Source organism: Geodermatophilus maliterrae, assembly GCF_041018925.1.
GTDB classification, from domain to species: Bacteria; Actinomycetota; Actinomycetes; order Mycobacteriales; family Geodermatophilaceae; genus Geodermatophilus; species Geodermatophilus maliterrae.
The window spans coordinates 21,887-35,624 of record NZ_JBFNXQ010000055.1 but is presented as its reverse complement, the minus strand read 5'-3'; the positions used below and the strand labels follow the sequence as shown (position 1 = coordinate 35,624).

Below are 13,738 nucleotides of genomic sequence, written 5' to 3'. Positions count from 1 at the left end.
GCCCGGGCCGGTGCCGCCGACGCCGAGACCCGCCGCAGGGCGCAGGCCATCGCGCGGCGGCTGGCCGTGCCACGCCCGCCGCAGGACCGGCGACCCCGCCGCGGGGCGGGGGAGCTGCGCAGCCTGCCGTGGAGCGGCGGCTCCGACGAGCTCGACCTGGAGCGCACGCTCGACGCCCTGGCCGGGAACCCCTTCCTCGAGGACCGCGACGTCGTCGTCCGGGAGCGGGTGCGCCAGCGCCGGTCGGTGGTGCTCGTCGTCGACGTGTCGGGGTCGATGAAGGGCGAGCGGGTGCGCACCGCGGCCGCCACGGTCGGCGCCCTGGCCGGGGAGCTCGCTCGTGACCGGATCGGCGTCGTCGCCTTCTGGTCCGACGCCGCGGTGCTCGTCCGCCCGGGCGAGCAGGTCGGCCCGCTCGCCGTGCTGGACCTGCTGCTGCGCGTGCCCACCCAGGGCCTGACCAACGTGACGTTCGCGCTGGAGACCGCCGGCCGGCTGCTGACCGGCGTCCCGGCCCGCGACGCGCGGGTGCTGCTGCTGAGCGACTGCGTGCACAACGCCGGCCCCGACCCGCGGCCGACCGCCGGCCGGCTGCCGCGGCTGGACGTGCTGCTCGACGTGTCGGGGGAGAGGGACGTCGAACTCGGCCGCGACCTCGCCCGTCTCGGCCGCGGCCGGCTGCGGCTGGTCCGCGGGCACTCCGACGTCGCCGCGGCCCTGGGCGCCGTCTTCACGGACTGAGCGGGCCGTCCTCAGGCGGCGCGGTCCCCGACGGAGGCGAGCGCGGCGGCCTGCTCGGCGCACAGCTCGGCCAGCGCCTGGGGCGCCGAGCGGCACAGTCGCGGGAAGGCCAGGAACCCGTGCGGCATGCCGACGTACTGCGTGAGCCGCACCGGGACCCCGGCCCCCTGCAGCGCCTCGGCGTAGCGGTACCCGTCGTCGCGGATCGGGTCGTGCTCGGCGACCTGTACCAGCGCCGGCGGCAGCCCGGAGTGGTCGGCGGCGAACAGCGGCGAGGCGTGGGGCGCCCGCGGGTCCTGCCCGCCCAGGTAGTGGTCGCGGAAGGCCAGGCAGTCCGCCTTGCTCAGGATCGGTGCGGAGGCGTTCGCGTCGATCGACGGACTGCTCATCGTGAGGTCGACCGACGGGTAGACCAGCCCCTGGTGGGCGATCCGCGGCCCGGACCGGTCGCGGACCATCAGGCTGACGACGGCGGCCAGGTTGCCACCGGCGCTGTCGCCCGTCACCGCCACCCGGCCGGGGTCGGCGCCGAGCTCGCCCGCCCGCTCGACGACGTCGACCAGGGCCGCGTAGCAGTCCTCGGCCGCGGCCGGCCAGCGGTGCCCCGGGGCCAGCCGGTAGTCCACCGAGACGACGACGGCGCCGACGGTCGCCGCGACGTTGCTGCACAGCCAGTCGCCGGAGTCCAGGTTGCCGACCGTCCAGCCGCCGCCGTGGAAGTGCACCACCAGCGGGAGCGTGCCCGTGGCGTGCTCCGGGCGGTAGGTGCGGACCGGCACCGGCCCGACCTCGCCGCGCGCGGTGCCGTCGGTCAGCCGCACGCCGCGGGCCACGCCGCCGACGAGCAGGTCGGTCACCGGGTTGTGGCGGACGCGCACCTGCTGGGCGCGCCGGAGCCGCCGGTCGTCCATCGTCGCGACCGAGAAGCGGCCCAGCACCCGGCCGAGCAGCCGCACCCGCAGGTCCATCCGTGCCATGGGTTCCTCCTGCTGCGAGGGACGTGCGTCGGGCCGGGGTGCGTGGGTCAGGGCTCGGCGAACCAGGCCCAGCCGAGGCCGGGGACGGTCAGCCGGCCGCCCCGGACGCCCAGCGGGCCGTCGCTGCCGTGCACCTGGGCGAAGGTGCCGAAGCCGGTGACGGTGTCGGCGTCCACCTGCTGCGGGTGCGGGGAGACGTTGGCGACCCCGACGAAGGTGCCGCTGCGCGGGTGCCGGCGGCGCCAGACGAGGACGGCGTCGCTGCCGGCGTCGAGCACCTCGGGCTCGGTGCCGCCGCGCAGCGCCAGCAGCGAGCGGCGGACCTCCCCGAGCCGGCGCACCCCGGCGAACACCCGGCCCTCGAGCGTGGCCGGGTCGGTGCGGCGGGCCGCGGCGGCCCAGTCCATGGGCGGTCGGTGCATCCAGCGGTTGTCCGGCGCCCGCTCGGGGTCGTCGAGGTAGCCGGTGTCGTTGCGCAGCGCCAGTTCGTCGCCCGTGTAGAGCAGCGGGATGCCGCCGAAGGCGTAGGCGACGGAGTAGAGGAGCAGCAGCCGCCGGACGCCGACGTCGAGCGCGGCAGGGTCGTCCCGCTCCAGCGCGTCCTCGATGCCGCACAGCGACGCCGCCGACCCGGAGATCCGCGCGTCCCCGGTCGCCTCGTTCTCCTGGAACAGCGCGCCGCGGGCGAAGGAGCCCGGGAACCGGCCGGAGTAGAAGTCGTTGAGGAAGCGCCGGTGGGCGAATCCGTCGAGGCCGACCGCGCCGGCGTCGGCGTCGGTGATCGCCCAGCCGATGTCGTCGTGGCCGCGCACGTAGGTGACCCAGGTGGTCGACGGCGGGATCGGCCGCATCCGCCGCAGCGCCTGCCGGGCCAGCCGGACGTCGCCGGTGGCCAGGCTGCTCCACAGCAGCACCATGAGCGAGTTGTGGTACGCCAGCTCGCACTCGGGCCGGAAGCGCTCGTGCGCGCCGAGGTAGGCCACGAGGTCGTCGGGGGCGACGATCGCCTCGGCCTTGAAGACGACGCCGGGCGCGGCCAGCCGGGTCAGTGCGTGCAGCAGCTGCAGCAGCGTGTGCCCCTCGGGCTGGTTCTGGCAGCTGGTGCCCATCCGCTTCCACATGAACGGCACGGCGTCCATGCGGAAGACGTCGACCCCGCGGTTGGCCAGCCAGGTGATCTCGCCGAGCATCGCCAGCGTGACCTCGGGGTTGGTGTAGTCGAGGTCCCACTGGTAGGGCCAGAACGTCGTCCACACCCAGCCGCCGGCGCCCCCGCAGGCCTCCGGGACCCAGCTGAACGAGCCCGGCGCCCGGTCGGGGAAGACCTCCGGGATCGTCGCGTCGTAGGCGTCGGGCAGCGTGCGGTCGGGGAAGGCGCTGTAGAAGCCGGCGTAGGCGGGGTCGCCGGCCAGCCAGCCCTGCGCCCAGGGGTGCTCGCGGGCGGTGTGGTTGAGCACCAGGTCGATGCACAGGCTCATGTCCCACGCGTGCAGCGCCGCGGCCGCCGTCTCGAGGTCGGCCATGGTGCCCAGCCGGGGGTCGACGGCGCGGTAGTCGGCCACCGCGTAGCCGCCGTCGTTCTCGCCCTCGCGCGGCCGGAGCAGCGGCATGAGGTGCAGATAGGTGGTGCCGAGCTCCTCGAGGTGGTCGAGGTGCTCGGGCAGCCGGTCGAGGGTGCCGCAGAACCGGTCGACGTAGCAGACGTAGCCCTGCACCCGCGCCCGCTGGAACCAGCCCGGGTCGATCTCCCGGCGCCGGTCGAGCCGCCGCAGGGCCGCCGGGCGCTCGGCCGCCGCGGCCAGGGCGGTCCCCAGCGCCCGCTCGAACAGCGCGTCGGCCCGGTCGCCGTAGAGGAGGCCCAGCGGCACGTGCACGTCGAAGAGCGCCAGCTCGGCGCGGGTGACGAAGGCGTCGGCGTCGGCCTCGCCCAGGGCGGCCACCGCGTCGTCGGCCAGCCGCGGGCGCAGCGCCGTCCACGCCCGGACGGCGGCGTCCCGCCGCGCTGCCGCGGAGCCGGTCGCGCCCGCCCCCAGTGTGTCCCCGCTCACCACGGCTCGACCCTAGAAGGACCCCCTGCTCCCCGCCCCTCGCGAGCTCGCGGCGGGACCCGGCAGGGGGCCGCCCTGCCCCCTGCGCCGCCGGGCAGCGGCTGGTCGTGCGGTCAGCCGCAAGTGGGCAGGACGCGAACGGCGAGCACCGCGAGGTCGTCGTCGGTGCGGTCGGGGACCACGCGGGTCAGCAGCCGGTCGCACAGGGCGTCGGCCGACAGCCCGCCGAGGCCGCGCAGCGCGCCGGTGAGCCGGGCCAGCCCGGAGTCGATGTCCAGCCGCCCCGCCTCGACCAGCCCGTCGGTCACCAGCAGCACCGTCTCCCCGGGCCGGACGGCGACCTGGTGGTCGGTGCGCGGGGCGGACTCCGGGATGCCGAGCAGCCGCTCGGCGCGGGAGGTGAGCAGCCGCACCTCGCGGTCGGGGGACACCAGCAGGGGCGGCAGGTGCCCGGCCGACGACCAGCGCAGCGAGCGCGTGCCGTCGCCGTCCGGGAGCTCGAGGCGGGCGACCAGCGCGGTGGCCAGGGTGCCCAGGTGCAGGCCGGTGAGCACCCGGTCGACCCGGTCCAGCGTCCGCGCCGGGCTGTCGGGGGAGTCGTAGGCCAGCGTGCGGACGGCGCTGCGCAACTGGGCCATGGCCGCGGCGGCCTCGACGCCGTGGCCGGTGACGTCGCCGATGACCAGCAGCGTCGCGCCGTCGGGCTGGAGGACGGCGTCGTACCAGTCGCCGCCCACCAGGGCCTGCGACCCGGCCGGCCGGTAGCGGACGGCGATCTCGAGCCCGTCCGGCTGCGGCGGCGGGGTGAGCAGGCTGTGCTGCAGCGTCTCGGCCACCCGGAGCTGGCGGCCGTAGAGCCGGGTGTTGTCCAGTGCGAGCGCGCCCCGGCGGGCCACCTCCAGGGCCAGCGCGACGTCGGTCTCGCCGTGCGGCGGCCGGTCGCCGCTGCGCACCAGCGACAGCACCCCGAAGGCAGAGCCGCGGGCCTGCAGCGGCACGAGCAGGCTCGACGTGGGGTCCAGCTGCCGCCAGGCCGCGCGCACCGGCCCCTCGGGCAGCGACTCCGGGCCGAGGTCGGGGTCGAGCTCCGTCAGCCGCACCGGCTGCCCGGATCGCATCGCCGCGGTCAGCGCCGACTGGTCGCGCGGGGCGCTCACCCGGCCGGCGAGGTAGGTGTCGACGTCGGCCAGGAGCGCCGGGTCCCGGTGCGCGCGGGCCGTGCGGCCGGGGGCGCCGTCCCCGGCGAGCACCGTGACCGTCGCCCAGTCGGCCAGCCGCGGCACCACCAGGCCGGCCAGCCGGTCGGCGGCCTCGCCGGTGTCGAGCAGCTCCGCCAGGGACTCGGTGACCTCGGCGAGGAAGCGCACCCGGTCGTGCTCGCTGCCGGCCACGGGGGCCAGGGCCGGCGGCTGCGGCACGGCGACCTCCGGGCCGCCGGGACGCGGCAGGGCGGGCTCGCCGACGGAGGGTCCAGTCACCTCGGCTCCAGGTCGGGGCGCCGGTCGTCCGATCGGCATCGGGGAGGCAGCGTACGTCAGCGCACGCCCCGGACCCCGCTGCGCGCGGCCCGCGTCCCGCAGCTCCGGATGCGGGGCCGGGCCTTGCCGTGGTGTGCCGGCAGCGCGTAACATACAACCTTGTGGTTGTAGATCAGCCCGGCCCGGACGCCGTGGACCGCGTCTTCGCCGCCCTCGCCGACGCCACCCGGCGCGACATCGTCGCCCGGGTGCTGCGGGAGCAGGCGTCGGTCTCGGCGCTGGCGCGGAACTACGCGATGAGCTTCGCGGCGGTGCAGAAGCACGTCGCGGTGCTCGAGCGGGCCGGGCTGGTCACGAAGGAGCGTCGCGGCCGCGAGCAGCTCGTGCGGGGCGACGTCGGTTCCATCCGTGCGGCCGCCCGGCTGCTCGGCGAGTACGAGGAGCTCTGGCGCGCCCGCATCGGCCGCCTCGAGGGCATCCTCGCCGAACCTCCCGGAGGAGGACCGTCATGACCGTCGTCGACACCACCCAGGACCTCGACGCCCTGACCCTGACCATCGTCGCCGAGCTCGCCGCCCCGCCGGAGCGCGTCTGGCAGGTGTGGGTGGACCCGCGCCTGCTGGAGCGCTGGTGGGGCCCGCCGACCTGGCCGGCCACCTTCACCGAGCACGACGTCGCCGTCGGCGGCCGGTCCTCCTACTACATGACCGGGCCGGACGGCGACCGGGCGCACGGCTGGTGGCGGTTCACCGCCCTCGACGAGCCGCGGTCGCTGGAGTTCGAGGACGGCTTCGCCGACGCGGCCGGCCGGCCCGACGACGGCATGCCCGTGACGCAGGCGCGGGTGGACCTGGAGCCGAACTCGGCGGGTACGCGCATGACCGTGCGCTCGCGGTTCGCCGACCGGGCGCAGATGGAGCAGGTCCTGGCGATGGGCGTCGTCGAGGGCATGACCGGCGCGATGGGCCAGATCGACGAGGTCCTGCTCACCGCGGTGTGACCGCGGGTCGTCAGCGGGCGCGGCGGTCCCGGTAGCGGGCCGCCCGCTTCGCGGCGGCGGCGCGCCGGCGCTCGGAGTCGCGCGCCTCGCGACCCTCGGACGCCCGGTCCCGCAGGGCCTGGGCGGTGCCGGCCGGGTACCCGGCCTTCTTCACCCGGTTCTCGGTGGCCTCGGGCATGTAGGCGATCGAGAAGGCCAGGCCGAGGATGAGGCCGCCGAGGGCGGCCAGCCCGCGGATCCAGAAGGGGCCGGGGACCAGCAGCAGCACGAGGGCGACGGGGACGGCGAGCTGCACCAGCGTGCGGGCCACGTGCCGCAGCACCCAGGTGCGCGTCGTCGTGTCGAACAGCACCCACGTGTGGTTGCGGGCCGGCAGTCCCGCGCCCATCGCGTACCCGAGCCAGCGCAGCACGCCGGGCCGCTGCCGGGGGATCGGAGGGTCGGTGTCCTGGTCGGGGTGCACGGTTCCTGTCTACGCCTCAATCGTGAGTACACCAACCATTGGTGCCCCAATCACATTGTCGGGTCGGTCACCGAGCCGTCGTCCATCGCCAGCTGCGAGGCGTCGATGACCCGGGTGAGGGCGGAGTGCAGCGCCTGCAGCTCGTCGACCGGCATGCCGAGGTTCTCGACGATGCCGGCGGGGATGGCCTCGGCCTCGGCGCGCAGTGCCCGGCCGCGCTCGGTGAGCGCGATGGCCAGGGCCCGCTCGTCGCGCGGGTCGCGGTCGCGCCGGACCAGGTCGGCCGCCGCCAGTCGCTTGACGAGGGGGGAGAGCGTCCCGGGGTCGAGTTGCAGGAGCCGGCTGAGGTCCTTGATCGACAGCGGGCCGTGCTGCCAGAGCGCGAGCATGACGAGGTACTGCGGGTGGGTGAGGCCCATCGGCTCGAGGAAGCGCCGGTAGACCGCGACGACGTTGCGGGCCGCCACGGACAGCGCGAAGCAGACCTGACGCTCGAGGGCGAGGGGATCGGTGTCGGTGGGGGCCGCGTCGACGGACTGCACCCCCCGATGGTAATCGGGTGGTGCCCCAACGATTGGGGCGCCCGGGACGCGGCTGCGCGCCGTCCCGGTCAGCCGCCGGCCAGGCGGCGGGCGCGGGCCCGCGGGTGCTCGAGCAGGCCGTCGACGAGCCGCTGCAGTCCGGGGAGGTGACCGGCGGCGTCGTCGCGGAGGAAGCCGAGCGAGTCGTCGCCGCCCAGCGCGACCGGGACGTGCGGCGGCAGCGTGGCGAGCAGCCCGGCGGCCCCGTCCCCGGCGGCGGCCACCTGGCGGGCGCTGAGCCGCACGTAGCCGAGCGCGTCTCCCAGGGCGTCGACGACGGCCTCGACCTCCTCGGGCGTGCACGAGCCCACCGGCACGTCGAGGACGACGCCACCGGCGCTCGGCGCGACGACCGCCACCGCGTCGGCGACGAGGTCGGGCCGGTCGGCGGGGACGGGCGCGAGCAGCGGCAGCAGCCGGTAGGGGCGGGCCTGCTCGGCGAGCCGGCCGAAGACGTCGGCGCGCTGCGCCGGGCCCAGGTCGCCGGTCGCGAAGCGGGCGGTCACGTACCGGGCGCCGAAGCGGGCGCCCAGGTCGAGCACCCGGCCGTGGCCGGCGTGGACGTCGTCGCGCGGCAGACCGGTGCCCAGCTGCACGCGCCCGACGTCGAGGACGGTCACCCGGGTCTCGAGCAGCAGCGCGACCAGCCGGGCGAGGTTGCGCTCGCCGGCGCCCCCTCGCCACCACGGCTCGACCTCCGCGGTGCCGCCGACGTGCAGGCCGATCGAGTGCCACCCGGTGCCGGGCAGCGCCTCGGTGAGCTCCAGTGCGTCGTGCGGGTGGACGACGGACTGGTGCACCGCCAGGCGGTTCGCAGCGCGCACGGCTCACCGCCTCCCGGACGTCGTGGCCTGGCGGCGGCGCCGGTGGGCGGCCATCCGGACCGGCGCGTCGGTCGTGCCGTAGCCGTCGTACCCGTCGAGGCGCTGGACCACCTCGAAGAACACCCGGTCCCCGAGGACGTCGGTGGCCAGGTGCAGGTAGCCGCCGTGCGCGTCCTGCTCGTACATCAGCCCGTGCTCGCGGACCGCGGCCAGCAGCTCCTCCGGCAGGTCGACGCGCGCCGCCAGGTCGTCGGTGTAGTTGGCCGGCACCGGGAGCAGCGGCGCGCCGGCCGCCCGGAGCGCGCGGGCGGTGGCGACGACGTCGTCGGTGGCCAGCGCGATCGACTGCGGCTCGGGGACGCCGGGCGCCCAGCCGCCGCGGCGCAGCGCCGACACCGACAGGGCCAGCCGCACCGCCCGGTCCGGGCCGGTCACCGCCCGGGTCCGCACCAGGCCGAAGGGAGCGGCCAGCTCGGTGACCTCCTGCGGCTCCAGTCCGAGCACCGCCCGGTAGAATAGCCCGGCCTCGTCGAAGGCGTCGAAGGGCTGGGTGAGCGAGACGTGGTCGACGCCGGTGATCCCGGCGCCGGGCCCGGGCCGCTCGCCGGTGGACAGGAAGTCGGCCGGCCAGCCGTCGGGTCCGGTGCGGGTGAAGAAGACCTGCGTGCCGTCGGGGGCGGCGACGGCGGACAGCTGGGCCTCCGCGGCGCCGCGCGTGCGGGGGAGGACCGGGGCGCACATCGCCTCGGCGCGGGCGGCCGAGCGGCCCGGGTCGGCGCTCTCCAGGCCGAGGGCGGCGACCGAGGCGACGCCGGGCCCCGACGGCCGGACCGCGTCGGCCCGCGTGTCGAAGGCGTTGAGCAGCACCCGCGCCGTCCCCTGCTCCCACAGCTGCACCGGCTTGGAGCGGTGCTGCCCGGTGTGCGTGAAGCCGAGCGCGCCGAGGACGGCGGCGAGCTGCGGCCCGGAGGCGCCGTCGACGGCCAGCTCGGTGAACGACCACCCCGACAGGGCCGGCGCGGCCGGGGGCAGCGGCAGCCCGGCGTCCGGGCGGCGCAGCGCCAGCGCCTCCTCCAGCCACCGCAGCGAGCGCATGGCGTCGACCGCCGTCCGGGCCGGGTCGGCCTGCCGGTAGACGTCGTTGAACACCTCGAGCGACAGCGGCCCGGCGTAGCCGGCGGCCAGCACGGCGCCGAGGAAGCCGGGCAGGTCGAAGGCGCCCTGGCCCGGGAACAGCCGGTGGTGGCGGCTCCACTGGAGCACGTCCATGTCCAGCCGCGGCGCGTCGGCCAGTTGGAGGAAGAACAGCTTCTCGGCGGGGACGGCGGCGAAGCCGGCCGGGTCCCCGCCGCGGGAGAGCACGTGGAAGCTGTCCAGGCACAGCCCGAGCGCGGGGGAGTCGGCCCGGCGGACGGTGTCCCAGGACCGCTCCCAGGTGGAGACGTGCCGGCCCCAGGCCAGCGCCTCGTAGGCGATCCGCAGGCCGCGCTCGTGCGCGCGGCCCGCCGCGGTGGCCAGCTGCTCGGCGAGCCGGTCGGCGTCCTCGACGGCGTCGTGGGCGACCGACGAGCAGACCAGCACCGTGTCGACGCCGAGCGCGGCCATGACGTCGAACTTGGCCTCGGCGCGGCGCAGGTTGCGGGCGAAGCGGTCCGGGTCGGTGGAGTCGAGGTCGCGGAAGGGCTGGTAGAGGTCGATCGACAGGCCCAGGTCGGCGCAGCGGGCGGCCAGCTCGGCCGGTGACCACGGCGAGGCGACCAGGTCGGGCTCGAAGACCTCGACGCCGTCGAAACCGGCGGCCGACGCCGCGTCCAGCTTGTCCTCGAGCGTGCCGGACAGGCACACGGTGGCGACCGTCCGGCGGGGGCGGTGGGGAGTGCGAGGTCCCTGCTCAGTCGACACGGACGTCGGAGACCAGCGTGGTGAAGTGGGCCAGCATCCGGTCGGCGTCGGGTTCGACCCCGGTGAACAGCCGGAAGGCGTCGACGGCCTGGAACACGGCCATGCCGCCGCCGTCGAGGACCCGGCAGCCCAGGTCGCGCGCGGTGCGCACCAGCGCGGTCTCCAGCGGCCGGTACACGATGTCGGCCACCCACAGGTCGGGCCGCAGCAGGCCGGCGTCCAGCGGCAGCCCGGGGTGGGCGGCCATGCCGGTGGGGGTGGCGTGCACCAGCCCGTCGGCGTCCCCGAGCACTGCGGGCAGCCTGCCGAGGTCGCCCCCCTCCGCGCGGTCGGTGCCGAAGCGCTCGCCCAGGGCCCGGGCCAGCTCACCGGCCCGCGCGCCGTCGACGTCGAGGACGGTCAGACGGCGGGTACCGAGGGTGAGCAGCGCGTGCGCGACAGCGGCGCCGGCGCCCCCGGCGCCGAGCAGGACGACTCCGCCGAGGGCGGCCTCCGACAACCCGCGGTCGAAGGCCCGGGCGAAGCCCGACCAGTCGGTGTTGTGCCCGACCGCCCGCCCGTCGCGGAGGACGACGGTGTTCACCGCCCCGAGCGCGGCGGCGTCGGGGGAGAGCTCGTCGAGGTGCGGGAGGACCAGCTGCTTGCACGGGTGCGTGACGTTGAGCCCGTCGAACCCGGCCAGTCGGGCCGCGGCCAGGATCTCGCCGATCGCCGACGCCGGCCTGCCCAGCCGGTCGAGGTCGAGCCGCCGGTAGAGGTAGCGCAGGCCCAGCTCGTCGGCCTCGCGCTCGTGCAGCGGTGGCGTCAGCGAGGGACCGATGCCGCTGCCGACCAGACCGACCAGGAAACCCTGCGCGTCGTCCGCCACGGGACCGCCCCTCTATGTACCAACCGGTGAGTTGTGGTCCAGCACACCACGTCCGGCCGCCGGGCGCCAGCCTCCGCGAGCCGCTCCCTGCTGGCCGGAGGTGGGGCTTGTGCTCTGTGCCACGCTAATGTACCAATTAGTTCATTGCGGACGTGGTGCCGGTCACCACGGTCGCTCCGCACCGAGCACCGCCGTCCCGCGCCCGCCGGCGCACCCCCCTTCCGTCCCAGGAGGACCGATGCGCGACGCAGTGGCCGAGCCGGGCTCGCACGAGCCCAGCGAGTTCGTGAAGACGCCCAAGAAGGCCGCGGCCAGCGGCTGGATGGGCAGCGCTCTGGAGTACTACGACTTCTTCATCTACGCCCAGGCCGCGGCCCTGGTGTTCCCGACGATCTTCTTCGCGGAGTCCGACCCTCAGGTCGCCGTCATCGCCTCGCTGGCGACGTTCGGTGTCGGCTACGTCGCCCGCCCGATCGGCGCGTTCGTGCTGGGCCACTACGGTGACACCCACGGGCGCAAGAACGTGCTCGTGCTCTGCATGCTGCTGATGGGCATGTCGACGTTCCTCGTCGCGCTGCTGCCCACCTACCAGCAGGTGGGTCTCCTGGCCCCGGCGCTGCTGGTGGCGCTGCGGCTCGTCCAGGGTTTCGCCGTGGGCGGGGAGATCTCCGGCGCGAGCGCGATGATCGTCGAGCACGCGCCCTTCGGCCGGCGCGGCTACTACGCCAGCTACACCCTGCAGGGCGTGCAGGCCGGGCAGGTCCTCGCCGCCGCGGTGTTCCTGCCGCTGTCGGCGCTGCTGCCCGAGGAGCAGTTCCAGTCGTGGGGCTGGCGCATCCCGTTCCTGCTGTCGGCGCTGGTCGTCGTCGCCGGCTACGTCATCCGACGGCGGGTCGACGAGACCCCGGCGTTCCAGGAGGAGGCCGCGCACGGCGAGGTGCCCAAGGCCCCGATCGTCCAGGCGGTCAAGGAGAGCGGCTCGGACATGCTGCGCGTCGTCTGCATGGCGCTGATGAACGCCGTCCCGGTGGCGGCCACCGTGTTCGGCGCGGCCTACGCCACCCAGGACGAGTACGGCATCGGCTTCAGCACCACCACGTACCTGTGGGTCTCCGTGGCGGGCAACGTCGTCGCCGTCGTGCTGATCCCCTTCATCGGCAACCTGTCCGACCGCATCGGCCGCAGGCCGTGCATCATCGTCGGCGCGCTGGGGTCGACGGCGCTGTCGTTCGCCTACCTCTACGCGATCAGCCAGGGTTCCGTGGTGGGCGCCTTCGTCCTCGCCATCCTGATGTGGGGCATCGTCTACCAGGGCTACAACGCGGTGTACCCGGCCTTCTACCAGGAGCTGTTCCCCACCCGGACCCGCGTCACGGCCTTCGCGGTCTCGCAGAACCTGGGCACGATGATCACCGCGTTCCTGCCCACCCTCTACGCGATCGTGGCCCCGGGCGGGTCCAACGTGCCGCTCATCGTCGGCAGCATCACCTTCGGCATCGGGGTCATCGCCGCGACGGCCGCCTGGTCGGCCCGCGAGACCTACCGGGTGCACATGAACGACCTGGGCCGCGACGACGCCCCCGTGGTGCCGCGCGAGGAGTACGACCGCATCCGCGCCTCGGTCTGAGGAAGGACCCCCTGCTCCCCGCCACTCGCAGGCTCGCGGCGGGCCCCGGCAGGGGGGCCGCCCCGGCGGCCGGGCCGACTCCCGTCGGCCCGGCCGCCGGGCAGCTACGTCTGGAGGCGCCGTGACCGGGGAACCGGCCGTCCGGCTCGCCGTGGTCGGCCCCGGCACCATCGGGCGGCGGCACGCCGAGGAGATCGCCGCCTGCCCCCTCGCCGAGCTCGCCGCGGTCGCCGGCCCCGCCCCGCTCGCGGACGCGCTGGCCGACGAGCACGGCGCCGCGCGGTACCGGTCGCTGGCCGAGCTCCTCGAGCGGGACCGGCCGGACGGCGTCGTGCTGGCCACGCCGAACCGGCTGCACGTCGAGGGCGGTCTGGCGTGCGTCGCGGCCGGCGTGCCGGTGCTGGTGGAGAAGCCCCTCGCCGACACGGTCGAGGCCGCCACCCGGCTGGTCGAGGCAGCCGAGACGGCCGGCGTCCCGCTGCTCGTGGGGCACCACCGCCGGCACAGCCCGGTCATGGCCCGGGCCCGGGAGGTCGTGATCGGCGGCGCGCTCGGCCGGGTCGTCGCCGTCGTCGGGACGGCGCTGTTCGCCAAGCCCGACGACTACTTCGACGTCGGCGGGGGCTGGCGGCGGCAGGCGGGCGGCGGGCCGGTGCTGCTCAACCTGGTCCACGAGGTCGACGGCCTGCGGTGGCTCGTCGGCGACGTCGTCCGGGTGCACGCCACGGTGTCGAACGCCGTCCGCGGTCTCCCGGTCGAGGACACCGCCGCCCTCGTGCTCACCTTCGCCGGCGGCGCGCTGGGCACCTTCCTGGTCTCCGACGCGGCCGCCTCGCCCCGCTCCTGGGAGCAGACCTCGGGGGAGGACGCGAGCTACCCGAGCCACCCGGACGAGGACTGCTACCACCTCGCCGGCACGGCCGGGTCGCTGTCGGTCCCGACCATGCGGCTGCGGCGGTTCTCCGGCCCGCCCTCCTGGTGGGAGCCGTTCGAGACCGCCACCCTCGACGTCGGGCGCCGCGATCCGCTGGCGGCCCAGGTGGAGCACTTCGCCGCGGTCGTGCGCGGGGAGGTCGAGCCGGTCTGCGGCGGGCGGGACGGGCTGGCCACCCTGCGGGTGCTCGAGGCGGTCGTCGAGTCGGCCCGCACGGGCCGGCCGGTCGACCTGTCGAGGACCACCCCCGGCCGTCCTACGCTCGGTGTCCGCCCACCGACGTGAAGAGGTCCGC

The 13,738-nt window shown here is 76.0% G+C and carries 13 protein-coding genes; 5 read left to right on the top strand and 8 right to left on the bottom strand.

All coding sequences use genetic code 11. The features are described from left to right. The coding region (locus tag ABQ292_RS16580; RefSeq protein WP_369208357.1) for a vWA domain-containing protein at positions 1-741 on the top strand (741 nt) is incomplete at its 5' end. 11 nt (positions 742-752) lie between these two features. On the opposite strand, the gene ABQ292_RS16575 is transcribed toward ABQ292_RS16580, so the two are convergent. From ABQ292_RS16575 to ABQ292_RS16565, 3 genes are all read right to left on the bottom strand, one after another. Further along, positions 753-1,718, bottom strand: coding sequence for an alpha/beta hydrolase (locus tag ABQ292_RS16575; RefSeq protein ID WP_369208355.1), 966 nt, complete (start codon positions 1,716-1,718; stop codon positions 753-755). A 47-nt stretch (positions 1,719-1,765) separates the two neighbouring features. Continuing rightward, a complete protein-coding gene (locus ABQ292_RS16570; protein ID WP_369208353.1) occupies positions 1,766-3,766 on the bottom strand; it encodes an alpha-amylase family protein in 2,001 nt (666 codons plus the stop codon). A gap of 113 nt (positions 3,767-3,879) precedes the next feature. Further along, the gene (locus ABQ292_RS16565; protein WP_369208351.1) at positions 3,880-5,244 is read right to left on the bottom strand and encodes a PP2C family protein-serine/threonine phosphatase; all 1,365 of its coding nucleotides are present in this window, start codon (positions 5,242-5,244) and stop codon (positions 3,880-3,882) included. 191 nt (positions 5,245-5,435) lie between these two features. Between ABQ292_RS16565 and ABQ292_RS16560 the strand changes: the two genes are divergently transcribed. Then, positions 5,436-5,756 carry an ArsR/SmtB family transcription factor gene (locus tag ABQ292_RS16560; protein ID WP_369208349.1) on the top strand — a complete coding sequence of 107 codons (321 nt, stop codon included), beginning with the start codon at positions 5,436-5,438 and terminating at the stop codon, positions 5,754-5,756. After that, positions 5,753-6,244, top strand: coding sequence for an SRPBCC family protein (locus ABQ292_RS16555; RefSeq protein WP_369208347.1), 492 nt, complete (start codon positions 5,753-5,755; stop codon positions 6,242-6,244). Before ABQ292_RS16560 ends, ABQ292_RS16555 begins: the two co-directional genes overlap by 4 nt. 10 nt (positions 6,245-6,254) lie before the next feature. On the opposite strand, the gene ABQ292_RS16550 is transcribed toward ABQ292_RS16555, so the two are convergent. The 5 genes from ABQ292_RS16550 to ABQ292_RS16530 form a co-directional block, all read right to left on the bottom strand. Beyond that, positions 6,255-6,707 (bottom strand): DUF5313 family protein, encoded by a 453-nt coding sequence (locus ABQ292_RS16550; protein WP_369208345.1) that lies wholly within the window; start codon positions 6,705-6,707, stop codon positions 6,255-6,257. A gap of 50 nt (positions 6,708-6,757) precedes the next feature. Further along, complete coding sequence (locus tag ABQ292_RS16545; RefSeq protein WP_369208343.1) at positions 6,758-7,249, bottom strand: MarR family winged helix-turn-helix transcriptional regulator; 492 nt, start codon at positions 7,247-7,249, stop codon at positions 6,758-6,760. Between the two features lie 68 nt (positions 7,250-7,317). After that, the gene (locus ABQ292_RS16540; RefSeq protein ID WP_369208341.1) at positions 7,318-8,112 is read right to left on the bottom strand and encodes a hypothetical protein; all 795 of its coding nucleotides are present in this window, start codon (positions 8,110-8,112) and stop codon (positions 7,318-7,320) included. A gap of 3 nt (positions 8,113-8,115) precedes the next feature. After that, the gene (locus ABQ292_RS16535) at positions 8,116-9,957 is read right to left on the bottom strand and encodes a bifunctional sugar phosphate isomerase/epimerase/4-hydroxyphenylpyruvate dioxygenase family protein (protein ID WP_369208339.1); all 1,842 of its coding nucleotides are present in this window, start codon (positions 9,955-9,957) and stop codon (positions 8,116-8,118) included. 46 nt (positions 9,958-10,003) lie between these two features. Further along, positions 10,004-10,882 (bottom strand): shikimate dehydrogenase, encoded by an 879-nt coding sequence (locus tag ABQ292_RS16530; protein WP_369208337.1) that lies wholly within the window; start codon positions 10,880-10,882, stop codon positions 10,004-10,006. Between the two features lie 238 nt (positions 10,883-11,120). On the opposite strand from ABQ292_RS16530, the gene ABQ292_RS16525 reads away from it, so the two are divergent. Beyond that, positions 11,121-12,509: an MFS transporter gene (locus ABQ292_RS16525; protein WP_369208335.1), complete on the top strand. Its 1,389-nt coding sequence runs from the start codon at positions 11,121-11,123 to the stop codon at positions 12,507-12,509. A gap of 121 nt (positions 12,510-12,630) precedes the next feature. Beyond that, a complete protein-coding gene (locus ABQ292_RS16520) occupies positions 12,631-13,728 on the top strand; it encodes a Gfo/Idh/MocA family protein (RefSeq protein ID WP_369208333.1) in 1,098 nt (365 codons plus the stop codon). Positions 13,729-13,738: the final 10 nt, after the last annotated feature.

What these genes read in the sequence shown, in the direction of transcription:
- ABQ292_RS16575 (WP_369208355.1), bottom strand. Translation starts at nt 1,718, where the DNA reads ATGGCACGGATGGACCTGCGGGTGCGGCTGCTCGGCCGGGTGCTGGGC.
- ABQ292_RS16555 (WP_369208347.1), top strand. Translation starts at nt 5,753, where the DNA reads ATGACCGTCGTCGACACCACCCAGGACCTCGACGCCCTGACCCTGACC.
- ABQ292_RS16525 (WP_369208335.1), top strand. Translation starts at nt 11,121, where the DNA reads ATGCGCGACGCAGTGGCCGAGCCGGGCTCGCACGAGCCCAGCGAGTTC.